This is a genomic window from Pseudoalteromonas sp. MT33b (assembly GCF_014117385.1).
GTDB lineage: Bacteria > Pseudomonadota > Gammaproteobacteria > Enterobacterales > Alteromonadaceae > Pseudoalteromonas > Pseudoalteromonas lipolytica.
On record NZ_CP059831.1, the window covers coordinates 3397567 to 3424023 of the forward strand.

Genomic DNA, 26457 nt, shown 5'->3' on the forward strand with positions numbered 1-26457 from the left:
GTTTTGCGCTCGAAGCGATGCTATCATTGCTTAAAACAGATGTATAGCCGTCTAAATAACTTTTAGAAAGTCGAGGAATGTATGCATAACAATACCGCTATTTCAGAACTAATAGAAGCAGGTAAATGGGTAAGCCAACGAGGTTGGGTCCCAGCAACCGGTGGTAATTTTTCAGCCCGCACAGAAACGGGTTATGTCGTCACCGCCAGTGGTTTCGATAAAGGCCAGCTCGGTACACATGCATTTATTGAGTTGGACCACGCAGGCAACCGCACTAAAGGGTCGGGAAAACCCTCGGCAGAAACAGAACTACACTTGAACATGTATAAGCTGATCCCTTCTGCAAAATTTGTTTTACATACCCACTCGGTTGCTGCCACCGTTTTATCTCGCGTCATAAAAGGACATGCCATTAATTTACATGGCTACGAGATGCAAAAGTCACTCAGTGGTGTTACCTCACATTTAGATACGCTAAGCATTCCTATATTCGACAACGATCAAGACATTGATCGCCTAAGTCTATTAGTAAGCGATCATCACCTGCATACGCCAATAGAGCACGCGGTGCTTATTCGCGGCCACGGTCTCTATGTTGTCGGCAGAGACATCAAAGAAGTATTGCGCCATTTAGAAGGGCTGGAGTTTTTATTTAGTTGCGAGCTTGAGCGTCTAAAACTGGAAGGTATCCACGCATGATCAAAGCCATTTTAACTGACATTGAAGGCACTATCACACGCATTTCATTTGTAAAAGATGTGCTATTCCCTTATGCCGCTGAAAAGCTTCCTGCGTTTATTAAAGCACACCAAGACGATCACGATGTCGCGGAACATATTGCGAGTGTAAAAGCACACATTGAACAGCCAGAAGCTGACCTAGAAACGGTGATTAGTACTTTACTTCATTGGATTGAAACGGATCAAAAAGTAACACCATTAAAACAGTTACAAGGTTTAATTTGGCAAACAGGTTATGAAAATGGTGATTTTACCGGTCACCTTTATCCTGATGCGTACGCTTTTTTAAACGCGCAAAAACAAGCAGGAAGAAGCCTGTATGTTTACTCATCAGGCTCAGTAAAAGCACAGCACCTTATTTTTCAATATTCTGACTATGGTGATGTGAGACCTCTTTTTAGTGATTACTTCGATACCAAAGTGGGCGCAAAACAAGAGCAAAGCGCTTACAACACAATTATCGCTGTACTGCCATTTGACGCCTCTGAGGTGCTATTTTTAAGCGACGTTGCTGCTGAATTAGAGGCAGCTAAAGCGGCAGGTTTACGCACTTTGCACCTTATTCGCGATGGCCAAGAAAGTACCAGCGAGCATCCTTATATTAATGATTTTAGTGAATTTAGTGCGGAGTATTTAGCATGAGCCAGTTAACAGTTTTTAATGATAACAATGCCGATGACATCATTTTTCACAGCGACGACTCAAACGCCATAGCAACGAAACTAAATGCAGTGGGTGTACGCTTTGAACAGTGGCAGGCGAATGCACATATTGATGAAACAACCAGCCATGATGCTATTTTAAGTGCGTACGCTCACGACATTGAGCGCTTAAAGCGTGAAAGAGGTTATCAAACTGTTGATGTTATCTCACTCGCAAAAGGCAACCCGAATGCCGCTGAGTTACGTGGTAAGTTTTTATTTGAACATACCCATAGCGAAGATGAAGTACGCTTTTTTGTAAAAGGCCAAGGGCTTTTTTGTCTGCATGTCGATAATAAAGTATACCAAGTGCTGTGCCAGCAAGGTGACTTAATTTCGGTGCCAGAATTAACCCCTCATTGGTTTGACATGGGCAGCAACCCTGAATTTACTGCTATTCGCTTATTTAATAATACCGAAGGCTGGGTGGCTAAAAGCACAGATTCAGCTATCGCGAATGACTTTCCATTGCTTGATTAATATGGAAAAACTTTTCTCATACGGCACTTTGCAATATAAACAGGTGCAACTCGATACCTTCGGGCGTTTGCTCGAAGGTCAGCCTGCGACTTTAACAGGGTACATTGTCGGTGAAATTGAAATTACTGATCCTGCGGTGTTAAAAAGCAGTGGCCAGCGTTTTCATCCTGCGTTAATTAAAACAGGTGAAGACTGCGACATTGTGAATGGCACAATTTATTTAATCACCGAACAAGAGTTGGCCCAAGCCGATGACTATGAGGTAGATGACTATCAACGCATTGCAGAAAAATTCCAATGTAATACCTCTGCTTGGTTATATGTTGCAAAAAATGGCCTTTAATTTACAAATATAAAACAAAAAAACCAATTCAAAAACAACTTCTGGTATCATCACCTCATTAATGCTCAGTACTTAATTATTAGCTAAAGGACTACACATGGGGTCGGTAATTTCACCCTTACGCGATAATATTATTTATGTTGGCGAATGGCAGCTAAACATATCATTGCAAGCAATTAATGACGGCGTGCATGCTCGCGAACTAGAACCGCTGTTATTTAAGTTACTGTGCTATTTTATTGAACATAATGAACGTATTATTTCTCGCCAAGAGCTGGCGGACAACATTTGGCAGCAAAGCTACGTTGATGATAATGCCATCAATCGAGCGATATCGGAGCTAAGAAAAGCACTCAAATCAGAAAAGCAGCCTGGCCAAAGTATCAAAACACATTACCGTAAAGGGTATAGTTTATTTATTCCTGTCAGCTCAAATAAAACCGAGACAGTCACTACAGAACAGCAAAATCAACACGAATCTTCGAGTGAAGTCGCTGCCGCTGAATCATCTTCACACAGTCATCCCAAAAGAAATGTAAATTGGTCGTGGTCAATTCCCGCCATATTAATAGCAACGCTAATTTGTTTTTTCTGGTTTTTTTCAGATAAACCTGCGGCAAGTAGTGAAACCAGACAAACCATGCCTTTTCTAGCATTAGATGCTGACACTATTTCTTGGCATAAAGGCAGTTACTCTCACTTACTACTGCCCCCCGATAAAAGTAAGCTTGCTTATTTGCTCACACCTCTCAAGCAAAATGACATAATGAATATCTATGTAATGGACCTAAAAACCAAAAAAGAGTTTTTAGTTGACTCAGGTGACGCTTATATTCAGGGCTGGTCTGATGATGGTCTGCGCTTATTTTATGTCAAATGTAAACCCGGTGACTATAGTCAGTGCCAACAATGGCAGGCCAGTGACTTTTTTTCTGAAACAATCAAAAAATCCCCCCTGTCGTATCCTTATTCTTCAGGTGATAAGTTAACGCAATACACAGAAGTCGGGGATACCGCTATTTTTCGACGTAATCATTATCGTGGCTTAAGCCAATTATTTGCGCTTTACGCTTATGATAAAAAAACAGCAGAAGAAATCCGCATTACATCACCCAATATTACTGGCACAGGTGATTATTTATTAACGACATTATCAAATCCTGAACGGATTATTTTTGAACGCCACAACACTGGCCAAGCAGAAATTTATATGGCAAACCTAGACGGTAGCTCCATGAAGCTGCTCACGACAAATAACTATAGATCATGGGCTGCCACGTATGATGAACCCAGTAATTCGCTCATTTGGTATAACCGTGCCAATTCGACTATTGAATCATTTTCGTTCGACTCAATGACCCGAGCCCACGCTATTAAAGCCCCCGTTAAAGACGCTAACTACGCTTACCCACTCAACAAAGAGTCGCTGTTAATAAGTACCGATCTGCATGATCTAGATGCCAGTGTTTTTGATTTAAAGACGCAAGAAATGAGCTACATAGCCACCGCTAATAAGCATGAAAATTCTGCTGTAGCGCTTGCAAATGGTGATGTTTATTTTGCCGATACCTATTACGATAAGCGTGAACATTGGCTTAAAACCAATAACCAATATATCCCTATTTCTGATAGGGTTGGCACTGACAATATCATTGTTTCTGCCAATGAAAACAGCACGCGTTTATTGAGTTTCAATAAACACACGCATCAACTCTCACTATTAGATGCCACAGACTTTAAGACAATTAAGCAATGGCAAATACCAGGCCGAATTGTGCTCGCTAAAATACGTAAAAACCGCATTGCGGTAATCTACGCCGATGCAACCACCTTACAAAATCAGTTAATGCTATTGAATACTGACAATACAGAAACAGTCATCAGCACGATTGATACGCCACTTGCTATCGCTTGGCGTAATGATCATCAATTGATTGTGCATGCCAAACACACACAGTTTTTAGAACTTGATAGCCAAACTAATCGCTACCATGAATTACCTATGCCAGATAAGTTGACTGCAATAAAACCGTCAATAGTAACGATGGCGAGTAATGAGCAAACACTGTTTGTCGCCACCTCTGCTGACATTTACAGTGCCGCTTTAGAGGAACTAACGGAAGTGAATACACTGATTAAAATGAAACCGTCTAACTATATTTTGCACCTCAACGCACAAAATGAAAAATTAGCGATTTCATTCGTAACCGCTAATAATCAAAACAGTATTGAGCTTTACACTGAGAAAAGACCCAGCAACTAGTTATTTTAATTGCGTTAATACACCTTGCTCGATATCAGCATACTCGTAAACACCGGTATCTAATACCCAGCCTGTAACCAACTTTGCAGGCGTGACATCAAAAGCAGGGTTATACACTGATGCATTCGTCGGTGCCCACTGTGCTTCACCAAAACTACCGCTCACACCACGTACTTCAGCGGGGCTTCGCTGTTCAATCTCAATATCATCACCACAGGCTGTTTGCGTATCAAGTGTTGTTAGCGGCGCAACCACGTAAAACGGAATATTATGAAAGTGAGCCAATACTGCCAAATTATACGTACCCACTTTATTAGCAAAGTCGCCGTTTGCAGCAATACGATCGGCACCTACAAAAATTTTATCGACCTTACCCGCAGCCATTAAGCTTGCTGCCATATTGTCGCAAATTAACGTGTAAGGTATTTGCCAGCGCTCAAGCTCAAATGCAGTTAATCGGCCCCCTTGCAATAATGGGCGTGTTTCATCAACCCAGACATGCAGATCTCCATGGCGTTGCTGAGCTTTATAAATCACACCTAACGCTGTGCCTACTCCCGCCGTAGCTAATGCTCCAGTATTACAATGAGTAAGAATATTATCGCCTTTAGCAACAAGCTCAGCACCACGCTGTGCCATGCTGTCACACAGCGCAATGTCTTCAAAAAATAACTGCTCAGCCGTGTCTACAACAGCCTCAACATATGCAGGTTGCATTAATGCCTCACGCAGCTGTGCCATACAGTGCATTAAATTCACAGCGGTCGGACGCGTTGCTTCTAATTCATCAATCGCTGAAGCAAGCTCTGCTTTACTCATACCTTGCTCTGCTAAATGAGCAACGAGTACGCTGGCACCTAAGCCAATTAAAGGGGCACCACGAATTTTTAAAGTCAAAATCAGTTCTTTCATCGTTTCAACATCATTGCATACATGCCAATGCTGTTGATGAGGCAATAAGTACTGATCAAGCACAGTTAAGGTATTTTGCTGATATTTAATACTACTCGCGATGAGATCTTGCATAGTGCATCCAGATTACTAATTTGATGAAAGGGTATTTTACATCAGTTTACACAACTAACAAGCTGGATGTATGGACATCTAAACGCTTACAGGTATAGAATGCCCAAAGTTAATAATATTTTGAGATAGAGCCATGGCTAATTACACTGCCTTCACTGCAGAGCATGCTGTTGATTACATTAAAAAACTTACCGAAAGTGAACTCAGTTCAGTGTTTACTCCTAACGCTGAGCTGTCAGCGTACGAGTTCGGCGACGGAAATCTAAACTTAGTTTTCCGGGTCACTGATCAACACAACAACAGTGTAATTTTAAAGCAAGCTTTACCCTATGCTCGCTGCGTGGGTGAGTCATGGCCGTTATCGTTAGACCGTGCGCGTATCGAGGCTGACGTCTTGATAAATCATGGTTCATTATGCCCAGAGCACACCGTAGCCATTTTGCACCACAATGCTGAGCTTGCATTAACCGTGCTGGAAGACTTAGGTCACTTACAAATTTTACGTGGTGCACAAATAAATGCCGAGCAGTTCCCTAAATTAGCCAGTCATGTTGCCCAATATCTCAGTCGCACCGGTTTTTATAACTCCGACTTTTATCTTTCTGCCGACGATAAAAAAGCCAAAGTGAGCCAATTTATCAACCCAGATTTATGTAAGATCACTGAGGATCTCTTTTTCACTGACCCTTATATCGAGCACGAGCGCAATCACTTCCCGGCTGAACTCAATTCGTCAGTGCAACACATTCGTAATAACAACGCGCTAAAACTTGCCGCAGCGAAATTAAAAGCTAGGTTCTTATCGTGTCCGCAAACCTTGTTACACGGCGATATGCACAGCGGCAGTATTTTTGTTGATAACAACACAACCAAGATGATCGACCCAGAGTTTGGCTTTTTTGGCCCAGTTGGTTTCGATATCGGTTCATTTATGGGTAATTTATTACTTAACTACTGCGCGCAAAATGGCCGTATAACTGAATTAGCAAAGCGTCGCCAATATCAAACGCATTTATTAACATGCTTACAAGACTGTTATAGCCAGTTTGAAGAGCAGTGGTTGAACTTAGCAAGTAATGAGACAACCGATGTAAGCTTTGCTAACCGCGCCTTTACAGAAGATTACTTAAAAAGCGTGTTGCATGATGCCATTGGTTATTGCGGTGCAGAACTTATTCGCCGTACGATTGGCCTTGCCCACGTTGCTGACATTGACGGCATTGAAAACGAGCAAGCACGCTTAGCTGTGCAGCAACAAACCTTAGTGTTAGGCGAGCAATTGATGCTTAACGCAACAAGTTGCGATAATAAAGATGAATTTTTTACCTTATTGATCAGCTTATTAAACTAGTTATTCAACTACCCAATGAATAAGGCGCTTATCGCGCCTTATTCAATCTCATCATTATTTATTGTAATGCTCATACATTTTATCAAGCGGTTCTGACAACCCATTTTCTTGTACAACACGCACATGGTGGCGCGCAAGCTCTCGGGCGCTCGACACGCCACATGAATGAGCAATTAAGCCTGCACCGTAGTGAATAAACTTATTGTAATTTGCAACTCGCTGCGCTTTGTCTGTCACATCTAAGCCGCGTTGTAATCGCTCATTGTGCGTTGTAATACCGGTCGGGCAAGTATCTTTATTGCATTGTAATGCTTGAATACAGCCTAATGAAAACATATGCCCGCGCGCTGACACAATAAAATCAGCCCCCAAAGCCAATGCCCAAGCCACTTTCGACGGGACGATTAATTTACCCGATGCAATCACTTTCACCCGCTCTCTTAAACCATGTTTTTTCAACAAATCAACGACCAAAGGTAAGCTTTCTTTTAGAGGTAAACCAACAGAATCCATCAATGGCTGCGGGGCAGCCCCAGTGCCACCATCAGCACTATCAATGGTAATAAAGTCTGGTGCAGACTCAATACCGCGATTGTTAATTTCACTGAATAAGGTTTCAAGCCACGTATACTCACCGATTACTGCTTTAAATCCTGTGGGTTTTCCTGTCGTAGCTCTAACAGTTTCAATCATATCGAGTAAATCAGCAGGTTTTTTTATTTCTGGGTGCCCATTAGGGCTAATCGAGTCATGTCCTTCTGGTATGCCACGGATTTTAGCGATTTCTGCGGTGACTTTTCGGCCCGGCAACATGCCACCTTTGCCCGGTTTTGCGCCTTGGCTCATTTTAATTTCGAACATTTTTACTTGCTCATGACCAGCAATCACTTTGAGTTTTTCGAGGCTCAGTTTGCCCTGCTCATCTCTGACACCATATTTTGCCGTACCAATCTGAAATACAATATCGGCTCCTCCTTCCAGATGATAAGGACTCAACCCCCCTTCACCTGTATTCATCCAGCATCCAGCTAGTTTTGCGCCTCGAGATAAAGCGCGAACAGCCGGTTTTGAAAGTGCTCCAAAGCTCATGCCCGAAATATTAAATAATGCATTGGTAGAATAAGGTTTTTCACAATAGGGTCCCAAGGTGACATGACTAGGTTCGAGTGCCTCTTCATCGAGCGTCGGAAATGCACAGTTCATGAACATCACAGTGCCTGTGGCTTCTAAGCTTTGAGTGGAACCAAATGCCGTGGTACGGTCAACATTTTTTGCTGCTCGGTAGACCCAACTTCGATCGGCACGGTTAAACGGAAGCTCCTCTCTGTCCATCGCAAAAAAATACTGGCGAAAAAACTCACCTTGGCGTTCAAAAAAGTAACGAAAACGCCCTATCACAGGGTAATTACGACGAATAGCCTGTTTCGACTGCGTCACATCACTAATGTAAAAACAGATGATTACCAACAGCCCTATCCCTAACGCAAAGATAAACAAGCTGGCAAATACATCGATACTAAAAATTATAAAATCACTCATTCAAGACTCCTGTGTGATGATGACGTCCTTGCAAATCATATAAGCAGTTTAAAACACGCGCAACAAACAAAAAGGCGTGTTTTAAACACGCCTTTTTTAATCAGCTCAATTGCTTAGGCTCGCTTTGCTAATTCAGCCTTAATATAAAGTTGAATTTGCTCTTCAAGCACCGACATCGGCACAGAACCATGACGTAATATTTGGTGATGGAATTCACGCACATCAAAATCTTGACCCAGTGCTTGTTCAGCTTCATGGCGCAAGCGTTTTATCGTTAATTCACCGATTTTGTAAGACAGCGCTTGTGCTGGCCATGAGATGTAGCGGTCGGTTTCTGTTTTTACATTATGCAGTGAAAGCGCCGTATTTTCGCTCATGAACGTCATCGCACGTTCACGACTCCAGCCATACATATGCATCCCCGTATCAACGACTAAACGTGCAGCACGCCACATTTCGTAAGTTAATCGACCAAAATCACTGTATGGGTCTTGGTAAAAACCGGCTTCAATACCTAAAAATTCAGAATATAGCCCCCAACCTTCACCAAATGCCGACAAATACGCATTACGACGATAGCTTGGTAGCGATTCCAGCTCTGAATTTAATGAAATTTGTAAGTGATGTCCTGGCACAGCTTCGTGCAAGGTTAACGCTTCAAGTACATACAAAGGACGTTTATCAAGCGCATAAGTATTGACCCAGTAATAGCCTGCTTGGTCGTCACGGCGTGATCCCGAATAACGCCCCGTGGTGTATTTAGGCGCAATGCTGGCTGGCACTGGTGCAACACCGTAAGGCATTCTTGGTAACGTATGGAATAGTTTAGGAAGCTGTGCGTCCATTTTTTTAGCAATGTAAGACGCTTCTTTTAATAATTCTTCAGGCGTTTTGGCATAAAACTGCGGATCTGTACGCAAAAAATGCACAAAGTCGGCAAAGCTGCCTTCAAAACCAACCTCTTTAATGATTTTATCCATTTCTGCACGGATACGCGCGACCTCTTGCAAACCCAATTCATGGATTTCTTTTGGCGTCATATCTGTTGTTGTGTAGTACTTCGCTCGGTTTTCATAAAATGCTTTGCCGTTAGGCGTACTCGAAATACCAATCTCTTTACGAGCACCCGGTTGGTATTCGTTATTAAAAAAAGTCAGGTAGCCTTGGTATGCAGGAATCACCTGTTCTTTTATAATCTTTTGTGCCTGTTGTTGACGCTGTAAAAATTCGCTCTCACTGAGCCCTGCAGTATTTTTTAAAAAGGGTTTATAAAACTCAGATTGTGTCGCATCATCAACTATATATGCTGTAATCGAATCTTGATAACCCTCTAAAACGGCTTGCGGTTGCGTTAATCCAACCTCAAGGCCCTTACGCATCCAGCCAATGTTTTGCTGAAAAAAGCGGGGAATTTGCTGCAGTTTGGCAAGATAAACGTCGTAATCTTTCGCTTTCGTGTAATCGGAGCTTGAGATCATAAATGAGAGGCTCGAATGAAAGCCATATTCAGACGTTAACGGCATGTAGTGGGTATTAAACACATATTCATCAACACTATTTTGTACTTGGCCACGTAAAATCGTTAAATTTATACGATTTTCTTCCGACAATTTATCGCGGTCGATGGCATCTAGCTCTGCAAGGAGTTCGGTATTTTTTTGGTATTTTTGTTCTAAAAACTCAGCAGATAAATTTGCTAATAAATAACCATTAACGCCGTTTTCTTTACCATAAGGGCTGATACTTTCACGGTAATTGACCACATTTTCTGCAACCTGATTAAACTGCTGATCTGCATCAACAGTGGTTACCTGGCACGCACTTAAAGTACACGCTAAAGCAATGGCTATTAAAGAACGGTTTAACGTTCGCGATAGTGTTTGTTTCATAGGATTCTTATTCGTTTTAAACAATAGAGATAAAGTAGCGTAGCTCACACTAAAACCCAAACAAATGCGACCAAGCAGCGGTTTAATACGCTCAAATTAACATCACTATAAATGCATGAATGAGCAGGCTTTAAGCAATTTTTAATTACACTTGTTAAAGTTGCTGAGAAAATCAGCTATTAGACCCAAACGAAACAAATTTAAGTTCCAAAATTAGCGATTTTGCTTTTAAATAGACAGATTACAGATTACTGTAATACCCATTCGCTTAATTAAGTGATCCATTTTGAGGTACGGCAAACGTTTCGTTAATGAGTTCAACTCAGCAACTTTTCTGCTTTGATACAGCCGTAAAACAGACGCTTTTAACACAATTAGCGCCAAGTTTTATCTCTCGTGATTACGTGTTATGCGGGTTTATATAAGGTGCTTGGATGCAATTAAACCTTACGGAAGAGATGATTAATTGGTTGTTATGCGTATTTAGTGGTATTGAAAAAATGATGTTCCATGATTCCATGGCTATTGCTCAAGAAAAAATGACAAAGGTATGTATCTTTTTAGAACATCATGCATTACCGCCGTCACCACTTAATTACCAGGTTGTATATACATATGTCAGCCAGTCTAATCTAAAACTTAATGCCGCACTGGATCGCGCCATCGCGCAAAAAAAGCCGATCGACAGTATCTTTATAGAGCAACTGTATTTTGATTTTATGGAACAAGGCCATAAAATGAAAACAGCGATTGTTCGTAATGTTGATTCTGTTCTGGGCACACTAACGCGCAATGCAAACAATAATGAACAAAATATTGTTCGCTTTACTGAACAAATTAGTGATTGTGTACACGCCATTGACGAAAACAACTTAGAACAAACACGTCATGCGCTAAAAATGCTCAGTAAACAATCAGAACATTTACTGGCTCAACATCGCCAATTTAAACAAGAAATCGCAACAGCCAAAGCACTACAAGATAAGACCCAAAAACAACTCACCCAACTTCGTAAACAGCACATCACCGATGAGCAAACTGGTTTGTATAAACGTCATTATTTAAATCAACAAACACAATTGTGGCTTGGTCAAAGAAAAGCGGTGTGCGCCATTGCGATTCAAATAGAAAACCTTGAGCACTTCATCAATAATTACGGTGATGTCATTGGCGAGGTGATCTTGAATAAGGTCGCCAAACAAGTGCAAAAATATGTCCTTGAAAGTGGTTTACCAGGGCGTACTGGCAAAGATGAATTTACTATTTTACTGGCTGATATTGAGCCTGAGACGGCTAATTTAATTGCTGAAAAAGTGCGTAATGGTGTTGAAAAGCTGCGCTTTATTAGTTCAAAGAATGGCACAAAACTACCCGCTATTCATCTTGCTTTAGGGATTGCTAAACATCAAGATGAAGACGACTTCAACAGCTTAGTCCGCAAAGCTTCACTTGCTGCTGCGAAAGCAAAGTCACTAGGTCAAAGCAGTTTTATTGCCGGCCAATAAACCTGCGCTAAATCATAAAAGCCAATGCTAATCTGATGATTTAGTTATAATCAAATTGCACCCCACAGCTACAATCAAGTACACTAGTCTTTATTGCCACGATAGAGACAAATCATGAACGAGAATCAACAAAAGACCACGCATTTTGGCTATAAAACTGTTGCTGAAAACGACAAAGCATCTATGGTTGCAGATGTATTCCACTCAGTCGCTGCAAAATATGACGTTATGAATGATCTTATGTCGTTCGGTATTCATCGTTTATGGAAGCGTCAAACAATTGCCAGCTCTGGTGTTCGCAAAGGCCATTACGTATTAGACCTTGCAGGCGGTACTGGCGATTTAACGTCGAAGTTTAGCCAACTCGTCGGTGAAACAGGTCAAGTAATCTTGGGTGATATCAACTCTTCAATGCTAAAAGTCGGCCGTGAAAAGTTACGTAACCTAGGCCGAGTAGGCAATATTGAATACGTACAAATGAATGCTGAAGCGCTGCCATTCCCTGATAACAGCTTTGATTTAATCACCATCGCATTTGGTCTTCGTAACGTAACTGACAAAGACAAAGCGCTGCGCTCAATGTACCGCATCCTTAAACCAGGTGGTCGTTTACTCGTTCTTGAATTTTCTAAACCAGAACATGAAGCGCTCAGCAAAGCGTACGATTTTTATTCATTCAATATTTTGCCAAAAATGGGGCAACTAGTTGCAAATGATAGCGAATCTTACCAGTACCTAGCTGAATCGATTCGTATGCACCCAGACCAAGAAACGCTGAAAAGCATGATGGAAGATGCGGGCTTCGAACACACTAGCTATCAAAACCTCACCGGCGGTATTGTCGCCTTACACCGTGGTTTTAAATACTAAAATTAAACAGATTAAGTAGGTAACGCGATGTTAGCAAATGCTCTGTTATCACTGGTAGAACGAATCATTAATCATGTTTTGCAGCTAGACTCGTCTCTAAAGGACAACCTAGCGGCTATTTCAGACAAGCAATTACTGATTGAGATCCGTGATTGGCAACAGCGCATTTTATGCGTATACAGTAATGAGCAAATACACTTATATAGCACTGAAGAACATCACTTCGACTGCATGATCAGTGCTGATATTGACACTCTGCTCACGCTGAAAAATCCAGCAATGCTAACCCAGTTAATCCGCAAAGATAAATTAGATTTACAAGGCGATTTACACATAGCTCAAGGCTTTAGTAATGCCTTTGCTGCACTTAATATTGATTGGCCAGAGCATTTTTCACGTTATATTGGCGACGCACCAGCACAGCAGCTATGGCTGTCTTTGCAAGCAATGAAACGTCACGGTGTGAACGTAAAAAATAAACTCGAAAATACACTGACCACCTTATGTCAAGACGAGCTTGCAGTGACAATTCACCCACTTGAACTGGCTGAGTTTAAGCAACAGAATCGCCAATTAAAGAACCAAGTGTCTCAACTCGAGATGCGAATAAACGCCTTATTAAAGTTATGCTAGTGCGCTAAGGATATTGTGTGTCAACTGCTCGTCTGTATTACATCACAAAAACATTACTGAGCTTCGGCTTAGACGAACTGATCCCACGTAAAAAAATACCTTGGTTTGCCACATTAGCGCGAGGCAGTTTATTTTGGTTACGCAATCAACATAAAGATAAACCTGCGGGGATGCGTTTACGCTTAGCCTTACAAGAGTTAGGGCCTGTGTGGATTAAGTTTGGGCAAATGCTCTCTACACGCCGCGATTTATTACCGCATGATATTGCGCTTGAACTGGCTTTGTTACAAGACCAAGTTGAGCCCTTCGAAGGAGAGCTTGCTCAGCAACTGATTGAAAAAGCGCTTGGTATAAATGACATTAGTGAGCTTTTTAATGACTTTTCGCAAACCCCTCTCGCGTCAGCATCCATTGCACAAGTGCATACGGCAACCTTGCTAGATGAGCATGGTGAAGAGCAAAATGTCGTTATTAAAGTTATTCGCCCTAATATTAAAGAGCAGATAGACGCCGACTTAATGCTGATGCAAAAGGTCGCTAAGCTCGTTGCAAAACTTTTAAAAGAAGCCAAACGTTTGCGCCCTATTGAGGTGGTAAATGAGTACAAGAAAACCTTACTAGATGAGCTCGACTTAATGCGCGAAGGCGCGAATGCCATTCAATTACGTCGCAACTTCGAGGGCTCAGATTCTCTCTATATTCCCTTTGTTTACAGCGATTATAGCCGCAGTAATGTCTTAGTTATGGAGCGTATTTATGGTATCCCTGTCTCTGATACCGAAGCGCTCCTTGCACAAAACACCAATATGCAATTACTCGCTGAACGCGGTGTCGAGGTCTTCTTTACACAAGTCTTCCGCGACAGCTTTTTCCATGCAGATATGCATCCGGGCAATATTTTTGTTTCTCGCGAGACGCCCCATAACCCTCAATATATTGGCATTGATTGCGGCATTGTCGGCACCTTAAATAGAGAAGATAAACGTTACCTTGCAGAAAACTTTATTGCCTTTTTTAATCGTGATTACCGCCAAGTAGCGCAGCTGCATGTTGATTCGGGGTGGGTCCCCGCAGATACCAGTATTGAAGAATTCGAGTTTGCGATTCGCACAGTATGTGAGCCCATTTTCAATAAACCACTGGCTGAAATTTCATTTGGTCACGTACTGGTTAATTTATTTAATACCGCACGTCGCTTTAATATGCAGGTTCAACCGCAATTGGTGTTATTACAGAAGACACTGTTATATGTTGAAGGCCTTGGCAGGCAACTTTATCCGCAGCTTGATCTGTGGAAAACCGCTAAGCCATTTTTAGAAGAGTGGGTTAAAGAACAAGTGGGTCCGCTTGCAGTGATGAAAAAAATGTACGCGAACTTACCATTCTGGGCTGAAAAAATGCCTGAATTACCCGATTTAATCTATCAAAACTTAAAGCGTCATCAACAACCTGTACAATTGCCGCAGGAGTCGTCGTCAAAACCTCTGCTCCTGAGCATTTTTGCGGGCAGTTGCTTTATTGTGTCGGGACTGTGTTATTTACAGGATGACCTAATTGCAGCAGGCATCACAACAGGACTTGCTGTGGTTGGTTTTATTGCAGCTTGGCGCAGCGCATAAACTAAGTGCTATTTATGTTTTGGTGAGTATAATCAAAACAAGTACATTCAATCAATTTGATAAAATATGGAGTAACCCATGCTTAGTGGTATCAGTATTTGGCAATTAGTCATTATCTTAGCAATTATTGTATTGTTATTTGGCACTAAAAAATTACGTGGCATTGGTGGCGACTTGGGCAGTGCAGTAAAAGGCTTTAAAAAAGCCGTGTCTGAAGACGATAAAACCAGCAGCAACAACGAGCAGATCGAGCAAGCGTCTAATACGCAAAGCAAAGAGACCGCAGAAAAAAGCAAAGACGACCATAAGGTTTAATCAATATGGGGATGTGGGAACTTGTTGTCGTACTGATTGTAGGCCTAATTGTCTTAGGCCCTGAGCGCTTGCCTGTCGCAATACGCACCGTTAGTCGCTGGATGAAAACGCTTAAGTCAGTTGCCAACTCAGTGAAAGCTGAAGTAAACGAAGAACTCCGTATCCATGAACTTCATGAAAACTTAAAAAAAGCAGAGCAGCAAAACTTAAAAGAGTTATCACCTGAACTGCAAGACTCTGTGAACGAACTGCAAAAAGCAGCACAGTCTGTCACCCACAGCTACAAAAAAGACAACCAAGAAGAAACGAAAGTTGAAAACAGTGAAAAAAAATGAAATTAATTTTTCTTTTAGTTGTCCATTTTAGAGAGTATTTATAACACTATGACTGAGCAAGCTCATTCAGGCTTTGTGGGCCATTTAATTGAGTTACGAAATCGACTCATGAAAGCACTCCTAAGCACTTTGCTGGTATTTATCGTCTTGATATTTTTTATGTACGATATTTATGATTTTATATCTGCACCCTTAGTATCAAACTTACCCAGTAACACAAGCATGATTGCTACAGATGTTACTTCTGTTGTTATAGTTCCAATTAAACTTACTCTGTTTTTAGCTTTTTTAATTGCCATACCCATGATATTGCACCAAGTTTGGGGGTTTATCGCACCCGGCTTGTATCAAAATGAGAAAAAAATGTTAGTACCCATTTTGATTTCAAGTGTGTTTTTATTTTATGGTGGGGTTAGCTTTTGTTATTTCGTCGTGCTGCCAATGATACTGGCTTTTTTCACTGCAGCAGGTCCCGAGATGATGACCTTAGCCCCTGACATAGGCAGCTATCTAAGCTTTGTTATTAAGCTTTTCTATGCATTTGGCATTGCTTTTGAAATACCGGTTGCCATTATGCTGTTATGCTGGAGCGGTGCGACAACCACTAAAAGCTTAAAAGAGAAACGCCCATATATCGTGGTCGGTGTGTTCGTGGTAGCCATGTTCTTAACCCCACCCGATGTATTGTCACAAACATTATTAGCATTACCCATGCTGTTGTTATTTGAGTTAGGCTTAATTTTGGCTGCATTTTATACCGCCAAACCCCAACAGGAATCAGAGGAATAAATGAAAAAACAACTAATTCCCTTTATTGCACTACTTACAGTTGCAGGCACAACGCACGCTAACGAAATTAATATTCAAGCATTGCAAGCCTGTACTTTTGTTGAAAACGACTTTAATCGCTTGCTTTGTTACGACAACATTATGGCAGGTAAATCACTGACTAAACCTGCAGCAAACAAACAAATTGAAAAGCCTGTAACAGGCGCCGCCGCAGTTGCGGCACCTGCGGTAGTTGCTTCATCAAACCAGGTTGTTAAGACAAAAAATGAAGATTTTGGTCTAGAGCACAAAGAAGCAACAAAAGACAATGATGATGAGATTAGTGCCGTCGTTAAAAGCGTTGAAAAAGCAGCGTATGGCGAGCTCATCATCGAACTGAAAAATGGTCAACAATGGCGTCAAATTGGCTCAGATAGTTTACGTCTAAAAGCCAATGACACAGTCGTGATTGAGCGCGGTATTTTTAATTCATTTTTATTGAAAGTTGAAGGTCAAAACCGCTCAATTCGTGTTAAGCGCACAAACTAATGAGCACACGGCTTGTTGATGCTGGCGTCAACTTAAGCAATCATCAATTTGATGATCGTCACGCCGCTGTCATACAGCGAGCTGAGGCTGCGGGTGTAACGCAAATGCTATTGATTGGCTGTGATTTACAAAGCAGCCATGACTCATTACAGCTTGCAAAGCAATTTAATCTGCTGTGTACCGCCGGAGTTCATCCCCACGATGCGAAAACAGCCACTGAGGCACTTGAGAGTGAGCTAAGCGCACTTGTTAACCATGCACAGGTGGTTGCTATTGGTGAATGTGGGCTCGATTACAATCGCGATTTTTCTCCACGTGATGTACAACGAAGCGTTTTAAGAAGACAGCTGGCACTTGCTGAAACACTTAACATGCCTGTTTATCTTCATGAGCGAGATGCCAGCGAAGATATGTTTCAGATTCTAGCCGATTACAACGTACGTGGCGTATTACATTGCTTTACAGGTGATGCATCAGCATTACAAAATTACCTGGCGCTTGGGCTTTATATTGGCGTTACAGGCTGGGTGTGTGATGAACGCCGTGGTGAACAACTACAGGCGCTTGTGCCCGACATCCCATTAGAACGTTTGCTTATTGAAACAGATGCCCCTTTTTTATTGCCAAGAACCATTAAGCCTAAACCTAAGTCTCGCCGGAACGAGCCACAGTATCTTACCTATGTATGCCAGCAAATTGCTGACTTAAAAGGCTGTGAATTTACTGAAGTGGCAAAACAAACTACACTAAACTTTCAGACATTATTTACCACAAAGGGTTAAAATGAAGCGCCTATGGTCACTATGTGGCGTACTCTTCGTTGTTTTATTCAGTCCTTATTTAAAGGCTAACCCTATCGCCGTTAGCTCGCACTTTAAGTCTCAACAAATCATAAATGTTGAGTACACGCTCGAGCCTATCACTCAGCAACAAGCATTTATCAGTAAAGATATCGACTGGCAAAAAAATCAAGCTGACACTCTTAACTTGGGCTTAAACCTGACACCCTTGTGGCTAAAGGTATCGATAAAAAATACCTCCTTGAATGATCTCACTCTGATTCTCTCAGTCGATAACCCGCTTCTTGATGAAGTCAGTGTTTTTCATGTGCAAGGTAGGCACATTCTGTCAAAGACCAAAATTGGCGACGCACTGCCGCTTGCAAATCGGCAAATAAAGAATGAGTCCTTACTTGTTCCACTCATTTTGCCTAAAGCAAGTCATACGGAAGTATTTTTAAGAGTTGAGAATGAGGGCGGATTACGTGTCCCACTTAGTCTATGGGAGCCGTCTGAATACCTTAAATATAAAAGTAAATTTAACTTACTCTATGGATTATTAGTTGGTTTTATTCTTTCTTTGGCGATCACTAACCTCGTCCTGTACGGTTTTTCAAGACGCCGTTACTTTGCCTACACAGGTATTTTACTAACCTCATTATGGTTAACACTTGCTTATATATATGGTTTTGGGTATCGCTACTTACAACCGAGTGGTTTAACATTCCAGCAGTTGGCAATCCCGAGTCTATTTTTTATAAGTGGTGCGCTATTTGTTCCTATACAACGGTGTATTTTTAGCACTGATAATAAAACCCTGAGTCGCACCCAATATTGGTTAGCCTGGGCCATGATACTGATGACAGTATTAATGTGGTTTCTCCCTAAACATTTTGCACTCTCACTGTGTTTAATCAGCTTGCCTGTATTACTACTGGTGTTTTTCATCATTGCCATGAAGCAATTTAACCAGGCGTACAAGCAACCAAGCATTGCCTTCCTTATTGGTTTATCTGCATTTTTCTCTGCGATTATTTACAGTGGTTTAGGTGTCTTTAACCCATTTAATTTAAATATTGGTATGCTTTCTCTTACGTTTGTTTGCTTCTTAATTTGTAGTCTGAGCTTATGTTATGCCGTTATTAAATTATTCTTGATGCAACGTGATGCCGAAGTCGTGTCACAACAAAACGCATTAGCAGAGAGTAAAGCGCAAGATACCTTAATGCGGGAGCGCTTAGCCCTTCAAGAACAAGCTCGGCAAGATTTAGAGGCTAACATTGAAGAGCGAACATTTGAGCTGCAAGTTACCCTACGTGAGCTTGAAGACAAAAATCGTGAGCTTGAGCAGCTCAATATGGAAGATGCATTAACTAAAACGAAAAATCGCCGTTATTTCGATAAAAAATTAATAATGGATATTCGCCGCTCTCGCCGGGAACAAACCCCGCTTAGCGTCATTATGCTCGATATTGACCATTTTAAAGCAATTAATGACAATTTTGGCCACTTAACCGGTGACCAAACCATTCAAACGACTGCAAATATTATTAAAGAACACTTAAAGCGCCCTCTCGATGAAGTCGCCCGGTATGGTGGGGAAGAGTTTGTTGTACTCTTGCCTAACACCCCCCTTGAAGGTGCCCTAATAATTGCTGAACAAATACGCAAAGCCGCTGCTAACACTGATATAATAGTTGCCGGAACAACGATTAAATTTACACTCAGTGCCGGTGTTTTCAGCGCCGTTGCAGAAGACGTTAATAAACCAAGTTTATTCACAGACTATGCCGACAAAGCCCTTTATCACGCAAAGCAAACAGGCCGTAATCGCGTAGTAAGTTATCCTCTACCAGACTAGGAGTATAAAAGCATGGCCCAATCAGGACTCGATCTTTTCCCATATACACGTATGCGCCGTATGCGCCGTGATAGTTTCTCTCGACGCCTTATGGCTGAAAACCAACTAACCGTGAATGATCTTATTTTCCCTGTTTTTGTGTTAGAAGGTAAAAACCGCCGTGAAGCCATTGAATCAATGCCGGGGATTGAGCGCCTTTCTATCGATTTATTGCTAGAAGAAGCCAAAGAGCTTGTTGAATTAGGTGTACCCGCTGTCGCGATTTTTCCTGTTACACCGAGTGATAAAAAATCACTGCTCGCTGAAGAAGCTTACAACCCTGATGCACTTGCACAACGCACTGTGCGTACACTAAAAGAAGCATTTCCAGAGCTGGGTGTAATCACTGATGTTGCACTCGATCCATTCACTGTGCATGGCCAAGACGGCATTATTGATGACGAAGGCTATGTGATTAACGATGTGACAACTGAAATACTCGTAAAACAAGCACTTTCACATGCCGAAGCCGGTGCTGATGTCGTCGCCCCATCTGACATGATGGATGGTCGCATCGGTGCAATTCGAGAAGCATTAGAAGCGCAAGGCCATATCCATACTCGCATCATGGCGTATTCTGCTAAATACGCTTCAAGCTATTATGGACCATTCCGTGATGCGGTAGGCTCAGCAGGTAATTTAAAAGGTGCCGACAAAAAAACCTATCAAATGGATCCAGCAAATTCAGATGAAGCCTTGCGTGAAGTAGCGTTAGACCTACAAGAAGGTGCAGATATGGTGATGGTTAAACCTGGCATGCCATATTTAGATGTTGTACGTCGCGTGAAAGACGAGTTTGGCGTACCAACATTTGCGTATCAAGTGAGCGGTGAATATGCCATGCATAAAGCAGCCATTGATAATGGTTGGCTTGCAGAAGAGGCAATAATCATGGAATCTTTACTGGCCTTTAAACGTGCAGGTGCCGATGGCATCCTCACTTATTTTGCTAAACAAGCAGCAACGTGGTTAAAAAATAACTAACCTAAAGTAAATAGTCTAAAAAACAGTGATTATTTCACTTTTATTAACATTTTGTATTCAATTTGTCATAGATTTTCCTTAAAGTATTGTGTCCCAATTTGGGACTCTAATCATAAATACACGGGAAAATATAATGATAAATACTAAATTAACGCCGCTCGCGCTTGTCATTGCAAGCCTGAGCGCGCCTGCCTCAGCCAACTTAATCATCTCAGAATACGTTGAAGGAAGCGCCAACAACAAAGCTGTTGAGCTTTACAACACGTCAAGCACTGAGTTATCACTCGATGGTTACACTATCTCATTGTATTCAAATGGAAATGGTGACTTAGCCTCTCCTAATAACAGCCTCACCTTAAGCGGTACCCTTGCTGCAAATGGCACATATGTGATTGCTAATGCAGGCGCTAGTGCAGAATTAATAGCAAAAGCAGATACAGATTCAACCATTACCTACTTTAATGGTGATGATGCGTTGGTATTAAGCAAAGACGGAGCAATTGTTGATAGCTTTGGTCAACTCGGTGTTGATCCAGGTTCAGCGTGGTCTGAGGGGGGAGTAACAACAGTCAATAAAACACTCCGTCGTAAAACGACTGTAACCACTGGCCGTACCGATGCAACGGCAGCCTTTAACCCAAGCGAAGAGTGGGAACAATTCGATCAAGACGATTTCAGCAACTTAGGCCTATATGGTGACAGCAGTGAACCAACACCTGAGCCAGAACCAGTAACACCACTTGTGTGTGGCGCAGAAAAAACCTTAATCAGTGCCATTCAAGGTGAAGGGGGTGATAGCCCACTTATTAACACTGAAGTAGAAGTTGAAGGCGTAGTCACTGCTGACTTCCAAGGTGATGATCAACTTAAAGGTTTCTTCATCGGCTCACTTGCGGCTGATATCGATGCAAACCCACTTACCTCTGAAGGCGTATTCGTTTATTTCGCTGATACTGATGTGACTGTTGGTGACCACGTACGTGTTAAAGGCAGCGTGGCTGAATACTACAGCGCAACACAACTGGGTGATGTTAGCCAAGTAGAAATTTGTGCGACAGGTTTAACTACCGACGCTACGGCTATCATCTTGCCAGTTGCTGACGTTGCAGACCTTGAAGCTTACGAAGGTATGCTCGTTACCCTCTCTCAACCACTTGTCGTTAATAACAACTATGGCCTTGGCCGCTACGGCGAAGTTGACTTAGGTACTGAGCGTTTATACCAAGGCACGCAAGTTGCGCTCCCAGGTGATGCTGCGAATGCAATTGAAGCTGAAAACCTGAAGAAGCAAATCTTAATTGATGATGGTTCAACCAAACAAAACCGTGATCCAATTGCTTATCCTGGCACGGGCCTCGATGCTTATAATACTCTGCGTTTAGGCGATACAGTAAATTCTATCACCGGTGTAATGGGTTACAGCTTTGACCGTTACCGTATTCACCCGACTGTGCAACCTAGTTTTACAGCAACAAATCCACGTGCAGACGCTCCTGAGCTGGCCGAAGGTGCAGATTTACGTGTTGCTAGTTTCAATGTACTGAACTACTTCAATGGTGATGGCCAAGGTGCAGGTTTCCCTACTAGCCGCGGTGCAGACAGTGAAGAAGAGTTTATTCGTCAACAAGCGAAAATCGTCAGTGCAATCACTGCAATTCAGGCAGATGTGATTGGCTTAATGGAAATCGAAAACGATGGCTTTGGTGAAAATAGCGCTATCGCCAGCCTAGTCGCAGCACTCAATGATGAAGACGTAAACAACAGTTATGCTTTTGTTGACTTTAACGTCCCACAAGTAGGCACTGACGCGATTACAACGGCAATTATCTATCGTGCAAATAAAGTAACCGAGGTTGGCACAGCCGCGCATACTACGGTTGCACCATTTGATTACAGTAATCGTCCGCCAATTGCACAAAGTTTTAAATCGCTAGAAACAGAAGAGGTTTTCACTGTTGCTGTTGCGCATTTAAAATCAAAAGGTGGCTGTGGCAGTGCCGAAGGCAATAATGCAGATTTAGGCGATGGCCAAGCATGTTGGAATGAAATTCGAGTTGCGGGTGCCAATGCCTATGCAGATTGGTTAGCCACTCATCCTACGGGTGTCGCAGATGACGATGTCATTTTGGTTGGCGATATGAACGCTTATGCCATGGAAGACCCTATCCGTGCATTTGCAGACAAAGGCCTTAAGAGTGCTGTTACAGAGTTAGATGGTAACACATTAGGTTATTCTTATAGCTTCTCTGGTCGTATTGGTAGCCTTGATCATGCATTAGTATCTGAATCACTGCTTGGTAAAGTAGTTGCAGCGACAGATTGGCATATCAATGCCGATGAGCCAATTAGCTTAGACTATAATCTTGAATACAAGTCATCAACTCAACAAGCAAGCCTCTATGCAGACAATGCTTATCGAGCATCGGATCATGACCCAGTCATCATTGATATTAAATCAGAGCCAGCACCAGAGCCTATTCCTGAGCCACAAGCCCCAGTAATAAGCCCAGAGCAAGCTTTTGAAGTACTTGAAAATAGCGCGATTGGTACTGTCATTGGCCAACTTGAATTCAGCGATGCTGATGCTGAGTATACGCCTGTTGTAAAATTCATTGTTTCTGGTGAAAACGCAGATGCGATATCAATCGACGCACTCGGTCAAATCAGCCTTACGAAAGAACTTGATTATGAGTTCGAAAATAAACTAACACTTATGATCCGCGCTGAAGATAGCGCAGGTAACTTATCGGAAGCGCAACTACTTTACATCAATGTGAAAAATGATGAAGCTGACGATAAAGCTAACGATGAAGATGAAGATAAAGACGATTCTGGCTCATTTGGCTGGCTGAGTTTACTTGCTTTACCTTTCGTGGCTGTACGCCGCCGCTTTAAAGCATAAACATTAAAAAGGCCGCAATTGCGGCCTTTATTCATCCTGCGATTTAAGCCTTACACTCTACATGTGCCTTAAATGTACTAGAGCCTTTGTTTACTTTATACAACTTCGTAATTGCTAATTGCTGCTCTTCATTAATTTGCCAATTACTAAAATGGTATTTTTCACCATTCTCAAGGCTAATCTTAAACACCGTAAGAAAGGCCACTTTCTTAAACTCAATGGCTTTAATCTCTTCAGCATTTATATAACGCTTACCAAAACCACGAGAATAGCAAATACCTGCTTTGTAGCAGTGTAAAAAACGGATCTGCAAAAAGTTTAATACCGTGATAAACAGTAAAACTGGCAAAATAAACATCAGTAATGACGTACCAATAATGTTAACACTAAATGCAACAAGACTAGCCAGCACTAACTTGCTTCCCTGTACGGTCCAATTTGGACTTAACTTAATCGTTTTCATGAGAATATATCTTTAATTTTTAATAAAAATAAGCAGGACTTTTAATACAAAATGATTAACTAATCATTCGCAAGGCAATTCTACACCGTTCAAAAAAGGTACACAAGGTACAGAATAAGACTTTTAGACTAGAACAAAATGATTAATTCACAACTTACTAAAAAGCATAGCTTTTTAGATTAAAAATAAATTTGTACAAAAATCATGCACATCAAACCACTTAGTACTTATTTGGTAATTATGAAAATAAAACCAATACTAAAAGTCGTGATCATATTGGGAACATTAATAAAGAAGCACTGAATAGAAGATTAATTTAGATGTGTTATTTGTAATCGAGCTTGGCGGGCAATAAAAAACCCGCAACAAGTGCGGGTTTTTTGAAGAAATTAAAAGGCTAATTACTTAGCAGCTTTTTTCTCTTTTTCTGCAGCGATTACAGTTTCAGCTACGTTTTGTGGACATGGTGCGTAGTGTGAGAACTCCATAGAGAACTGACCACGACCAGACGTAATAGTACGTAAGTGACCGATGTAACCGAACATTTCAGAAAGTGGTACTTCACCCTTGATGCGAACGCCCATTGCGCCTGCTTCTTGGTCTTTGATCATACCACGACGACGGTTAAGGTCACCGATTACGTCACCTACGTTGTCTTCTGGTGTGAACACGTCAACTTTCATGATTGGCTCAAGAAGTTGTGCACCCGCTTTAGGGATAGACTGACGGAAAGCGCCTTTAGCAGCGATTTCGAACGCGATTGCTGATGAGTCAACTGCGTGGAAAGCACCGTCGAAAAGTTCTACTTCAACGTCTAATACTGGGAAGCCAGCTAGAACACCTTCATCCATCATAGACTTAAAGCCTTTCTCAACTGCAGGCCAGAATTCCTTAGGAACGTTACCACCAACAACTGAAGACGTGAATGTGAAACCTGAGTTAGGCTCACCTGGCTTGATGCGGTAATCAATTTTACCGAATTGACCAGAACCACCAGATTGTTTCTTGTGCGTGTAGCTATCTTCGATTTCTTTCGTGATAGTTTCACGGTAAGCAACCTGAGGTTGACCAACAACTAGGTCTACGCCGTAAGTACGCTTAAGGATATCTACTTTGATATCTAAGTGAAGCTCACCCATACCTTTAAGGATGGTTTCGCCTGAATCTTCGTCAGTTTCAACTTGGAATGAAGGATCTTCTGCAACCATCTTACCGATCGCGATACCCATCTTCTCGTTACCGCCTTTGTCTTTAGGCGCAACAGCGATTGAGATAACTGGATCAGGGAAGATCATCGCTTCAAGTGTACATTCGTGCTTAGGATCACAAAGCGTGTGACCAGTTTGAACGTTCTTCATACCAACAACAGCGATGATGTCACCCGCTTGCGCTTCAGAGATCTCGTTACGGTCGTTAGCTTGCATCTCAACCATACGGCCGATACGCTCAGTTTTACCTGTTGCTGAGTTAAGTACTGTGTCACCTTTTTTCATACGACCTGAGTAGATACGAACGAATGTAAGTGCACCGAAACGGTCGTCCATGATTTTGAACGCTAGCGCTTTAAGTGGCTCATCAGCAGAAACTGTTGCTACTTCACCTGTCGCTTCACCTGTTTCTGGATCAGTTAGAGGCTGTGGATCAACTTCTGTAGGCGCAGGTAGGTAATCTACAACCGCGTCTAGTACTAATTGCATACCTTTGTTTTTGAATGCAGAACCACAGAACGTTGGGAAGAACGCAAGATCACGAGTACCTTTACGGATACAACGCTTGATTTCTTCTAATGAAGGCATTTCACCTTCCATGTACGCTTCCATTAGCTCGTCGTCTTGCTCAACAGCAGACTCGATTAGCATCTCATGGTATTCTTCAACTTTGTCTACCATGTCAGCTGGAACGTCTTGTACTTCGTAGTTTTCAGGAAGACCTGTCTCGTCCCAAACGTATGCTTTTTTCTCAAGTACGTCTACAACACCACAGAATTGGTCTTCGATACCGATTGGTAAAGTCATAACTAGTGGGTTAGCACCAAGTACTTTTTCTACTTGACCAACTACGCGGTAGAAGTCAGCACCCATACGGTCTAGTTTGTTTACGAAGATTACACGTGCAACTTCTGATTCGTTCGCATAACGCCAGTTAGTTTCTGACTGTGGCTCAACACCACCAGAACCACAGAATACACCGATACCACCGTCTAGTACTTTAAGTGAACGGTATACTTCTACTGTGAAGTCAACGTGTCCCGGAGTATCGATAACGTTTAAGCGGTGGCCTTTCCACTCACAAGTTACAGCTGCTGATTGGATTGTAATACCGCGCTCAGCTTCTTGTTCCATGAAGTCAGTAGTAGACTCACCGTCGTGTACCTCACCAGTCTTATGAATTTTACCCGTAAGCTTAAGGATACGCTCAGTGGTGGTAGTTTTACCCGCGTCAACGTGGGCGAAAATACCAATATTTCTGTACTTCGATAAATCTGCCATTATTTTACTCTTAA

At 42.0% G+C, this 26457-nt stretch carries 23 protein-coding genes; 18 read left to right on the forward strand and 5 right to left on the reverse strand.

The features are described 5' to 3' along the window. Positions 1–81 precede the first annotated feature (81 nt). From H3302_RS15375 to H3302_RS15395, 5 genes are all read left to right on the forward strand, one after another. Positions 82–699 (forward strand): methylthioribulose 1-phosphate dehydratase, encoded by a 618-nt coding sequence (locus tag H3302_RS15375; RefSeq protein ID WP_036973502.1) that lies wholly within the window; start codon positions 82–84, stop codon positions 697–699. After that, positions 696–1382: an acireductone synthase gene (mtnC, locus tag H3302_RS15380; RefSeq protein ID WP_182395796.1), complete on the forward strand. Its 687-nt coding sequence runs from the start codon at positions 696–698 to the stop codon at positions 1380–1382. Before H3302_RS15375 ends, mtnC begins: the two co-directional genes overlap by 4 nt. Continuing rightward, entirely contained in the window at positions 1379–1921 is a 543-nt protein-coding gene (locus tag H3302_RS15385; protein ID WP_182395798.1) for an acireductone dioxygenase, read from the forward strand. Before mtnC ends, H3302_RS15385 begins: the two co-directional genes overlap by 4 nt. A gap of 1 nt (position 1922) precedes the next feature. Beyond that, the gene (locus H3302_RS15390) at positions 1923–2264 is read left to right on the forward strand and encodes a gamma-glutamylcyclotransferase family protein (protein WP_036973510.1); all 342 of its coding nucleotides are present in this window, start codon (positions 1923–1925) and stop codon (positions 2262–2264) included. Positions 2265–2361: 97 nt separating this feature from the next. Beyond that, positions 2362–4527 carry a winged helix-turn-helix domain-containing protein gene (locus tag H3302_RS15395; protein ID WP_182395800.1) on the forward strand — a complete coding sequence of 722 codons (2166 nt, stop codon included), beginning with the start codon at positions 2362–2364 and terminating at the stop codon, positions 4525–4527. On the opposite strand, the gene mtnA is transcribed toward H3302_RS15395, so the two are convergent. After that, positions 4528–5553, reverse strand: coding sequence for an S-methyl-5-thioribose-1-phosphate isomerase (gene mtnA / locus H3302_RS15400; protein WP_065979452.1), 1026 nt, complete (start codon positions 5551–5553; stop codon positions 4528–4530). Positions 5554–5686: 133 nt separating this feature from the next. Here mtnA and mtnK point away from each other — a divergent pair, with 133 nt between their 5' ends. After that, a complete protein-coding gene (mtnK, locus tag H3302_RS15405; RefSeq protein ID WP_182395802.1) occupies positions 5687–6904 on the forward strand; it encodes an S-methyl-5-thioribose kinase in 1218 nt (405 codons plus the stop codon). A gap of 54 nt (positions 6905–6958) precedes the next feature. On the opposite strand, the gene H3302_RS15410 is transcribed toward mtnK, so the two are convergent. Both H3302_RS15410 and H3302_RS15415 read right to left on the reverse strand, forming a co-directional pair. After that, positions 6959–8443 (reverse strand): FMN-binding glutamate synthase family protein, encoded by a 1485-nt coding sequence (locus tag H3302_RS15410; RefSeq protein ID WP_182395805.1) that lies wholly within the window; start codon positions 8441–8443, stop codon positions 6959–6961. 113 nt (positions 8444–8556) lie between these two features. Then, complete coding sequence (locus tag H3302_RS15415) at positions 8557–10332, reverse strand: DUF885 family protein (protein WP_036973529.1); 1776 nt, start codon at positions 10330–10332, stop codon at positions 8557–8559. Positions 10333–10850: 518 nt separating this feature from the next. On the opposite strand from H3302_RS15415, the gene H3302_RS15420 reads away from it, so the two are divergent. The 12 genes from H3302_RS15420 (at position 10851) to H3302_RS15475 (ending at position 23491) form a co-directional block, all read left to right on the forward strand. Next, entirely contained in the window at positions 10851–11837 is a 987-nt protein-coding gene (locus tag H3302_RS15420; RefSeq protein ID WP_182396423.1) for a GGDEF domain-containing protein, read from the forward strand. Positions 11838–11951: 114 nt separating this feature from the next. Continuing rightward, complete coding sequence (gene ubiE, locus H3302_RS15425; RefSeq protein WP_036973531.1) at positions 11952–12707, forward strand: bifunctional demethylmenaquinone methyltransferase/2-methoxy-6-polyprenyl-1,4-benzoquinol methylase UbiE; 756 nt, start codon at positions 11952–11954, stop codon at positions 12705–12707. A gap of 27 nt (positions 12708–12734) precedes the next feature. Further along, positions 12735–13340 (forward strand): SCP2 domain-containing protein, encoded by a 606-nt coding sequence (locus H3302_RS15430; RefSeq protein WP_182395807.1) that lies wholly within the window; start codon positions 12735–12737, stop codon positions 13338–13340. A 17-nt stretch (positions 13341–13357) separates the two neighbouring features. Next, positions 13358–14959, forward strand: a complete 1602-nt coding sequence (ubiB, locus tag H3302_RS15435; protein WP_065979457.1) for a ubiquinone biosynthesis regulatory protein kinase UbiB — start codon at positions 13358–13360, stop codon at positions 14957–14959. A 78-nt stretch (positions 14960–15037) separates the two neighbouring features. After that, a complete protein-coding gene (tatA, locus tag H3302_RS15440; protein WP_036973536.1) occupies positions 15038–15274 on the forward strand; it encodes a twin-arginine translocase TatA/TatE family subunit in 237 nt (78 codons plus the stop codon). A 5-nt stretch (positions 15275–15279) separates the two neighbouring features. Beyond that, a complete protein-coding gene (gene tatB, locus H3302_RS15445; RefSeq protein ID WP_036973537.1) occupies positions 15280–15609 on the forward strand; it encodes a Sec-independent protein translocase protein TatB in 330 nt (109 codons plus the stop codon). Positions 15610–15657: 48 nt separating this feature from the next. Then, positions 15658–16398, forward strand: a complete 741-nt coding sequence (gene tatC, locus H3302_RS15450; protein WP_036973540.1) for a twin-arginine translocase subunit TatC — start codon at positions 15658–15660, stop codon at positions 16396–16398. Then, entirely contained in the window at positions 16399–16926 is a 528-nt protein-coding gene (locus H3302_RS15455; RefSeq protein WP_182395809.1) for a hypothetical protein, read from the forward strand. Further along, positions 16926–17708, forward strand: coding sequence for a TatD family hydrolase (locus H3302_RS15460; RefSeq protein ID WP_065979458.1), 783 nt, complete (start codon positions 16926–16928; stop codon positions 17706–17708). Before H3302_RS15455 ends, H3302_RS15460 begins: the two co-directional genes overlap by 1 nt. Position 17709: 1 nt before the next feature. After that, entirely contained in the window at positions 17710–19566 is a 1857-nt protein-coding gene (locus H3302_RS15465) for a diguanylate cyclase (protein ID WP_182395821.1), read from the forward strand. A gap of 12 nt (positions 19567–19578) precedes the next feature. Beyond that, the gene (gene hemB / locus H3302_RS15470; protein WP_182395823.1) at positions 19579–20589 is read left to right on the forward strand and encodes a porphobilinogen synthase; all 1011 of its coding nucleotides are present in this window, start codon (positions 19579–19581) and stop codon (positions 20587–20589) included. Between the two features lie 133 nt (positions 20590–20722). Then, the gene (locus H3302_RS15475; protein WP_182395825.1) at positions 20723–23491 is read left to right on the forward strand and encodes an ExeM/NucH family extracellular endonuclease; all 2769 of its coding nucleotides are present in this window, start codon (positions 20723–20725) and stop codon (positions 23489–23491) included. A gap of 43 nt (positions 23492–23534) precedes the next feature. On the opposite strand, the gene H3302_RS15480 is transcribed toward H3302_RS15475, so the two are convergent. Together H3302_RS15480 and fusA are read right to left on the reverse strand one after the other, a co-directional pair. Continuing rightward, a complete protein-coding gene (locus tag H3302_RS15480) occupies positions 23535–23954 on the reverse strand; it encodes a hypothetical protein (protein ID WP_036973553.1) in 420 nt (139 codons plus the stop codon). A gap of 401 nt (positions 23955–24355) precedes the next feature. Further along, entirely contained in the window at positions 24356–26443 is a 2088-nt protein-coding gene (gene fusA / locus H3302_RS15485) for an elongation factor G (RefSeq protein WP_182395827.1), read from the reverse strand. Between the last annotated feature and the right edge of the window lie 14 nt (positions 26444–26457).

Bases quoted from the DNA above. Each gene is read 5' to 3' on its own strand.
- mtnK (WP_182395802.1), top strand. From the start codon at position 5,687: ATGGCTAATTACACTGCCTTCACTGCAGAGCATGCTGTTGATTACATT.
- H3302_RS15460 (WP_065979458.1), top strand. From the start codon at position 16,926: ATGAGCACACGGCTTGTTGATGCTGGCGTCAACTTAAGCAATCATCAA.
- H3302_RS15415 (WP_036973529.1), bottom strand. From the start codon at position 10,332: ATGAAACAAACACTATCGCGAACGTTAAACCGTTCTTTAATAGCCATT.
- H3302_RS15430 (WP_182395807.1), top strand. From the start codon at position 12,735: ATGTTAGCAAATGCTCTGTTATCACTGGTAGAACGAATCATTAATCAT.
- tatC (WP_036973540.1), top strand. From the start codon at position 15,658: ATGACTGAGCAAGCTCATTCAGGCTTTGTGGGCCATTTAATTGAGTTA.
- H3302_RS15455 (WP_182395809.1), top strand. From the start codon at position 16,399: ATGAAAAAACAACTAATTCCCTTTATTGCACTACTTACAGTTGCAGGC.
- H3302_RS15395 (WP_182395800.1), top strand. From the start codon at position 2,362: ATGGGGTCGGTAATTTCACCCTTACGCGATAATATTATTTATGTTGGC.
- H3302_RS15410 (WP_182395805.1), bottom strand. From the start codon at position 8,443: ATGAGTGATTTTATAATTTTTAGTATCGATGTATTTGCCAGCTTGTTT.
- mtnC (WP_182395796.1), top strand. From the start codon at position 696: ATGATCAAAGCCATTTTAACTGACATTGAAGGCACTATCACACGCATT.
- H3302_RS15475 (WP_182395825.1), top strand. From the start codon at position 20,723: ATGATAAATACTAAATTAACGCCGCTCGCGCTTGTCATTGCAAGCCTG.
- ubiE (WP_036973531.1), top strand. From the start codon at position 11,952: ATGAACGAGAATCAACAAAAGACCACGCATTTTGGCTATAAAACTGTT.
- tatA (WP_036973536.1), top strand. From the start codon at position 15,038: ATGCTTAGTGGTATCAGTATTTGGCAATTAGTCATTATCTTAGCAATT.
- H3302_RS15420 (WP_182396423.1), top strand. From the start codon at position 10,851: ATGGCTATTGCTCAAGAAAAAATGACAAAGGTATGTATCTTTTTAGAA.
- H3302_RS15375 (WP_036973502.1), top strand. From the start codon at position 82: ATGCATAACAATACCGCTATTTCAGAACTAATAGAAGCAGGTAAATGG.
- fusA (WP_182395827.1), bottom strand. From the start codon at position 26,443: ATGGCAGATTTATCGAAGTACAGAAATATTGGTATTTTCGCCCACGTT.
- H3302_RS15480 (WP_036973553.1), bottom strand. From the start codon at position 23,954: ATGAAAACGATTAAGTTAAGTCCAAATTGGACCGTACAGGGAAGCAAG.
- H3302_RS15390 (WP_036973510.1), top strand. From the start codon at position 1,923: ATGGAAAAACTTTTCTCATACGGCACTTTGCAATATAAACAGGTGCAA.
- tatB (WP_036973537.1), top strand. From the start codon at position 15,280: ATGGGGATGTGGGAACTTGTTGTCGTACTGATTGTAGGCCTAATTGTC.
- H3302_RS15465 (WP_182395821.1), top strand. From the start codon at position 17,710: ATGAAGCGCCTATGGTCACTATGTGGCGTACTCTTCGTTGTTTTATTC.
- mtnA (WP_065979452.1), bottom strand. From the start codon at position 5,553: ATGCAAGATCTCATCGCGAGTAGTATTAAATATCAGCAAAATACCTTA.
- H3302_RS15385 (WP_182395798.1), top strand. From the start codon at position 1,379: ATGAGCCAGTTAACAGTTTTTAATGATAACAATGCCGATGACATCATT.
- hemB (WP_182395823.1), top strand. From the start codon at position 19,579: ATGGCCCAATCAGGACTCGATCTTTTCCCATATACACGTATGCGCCGT.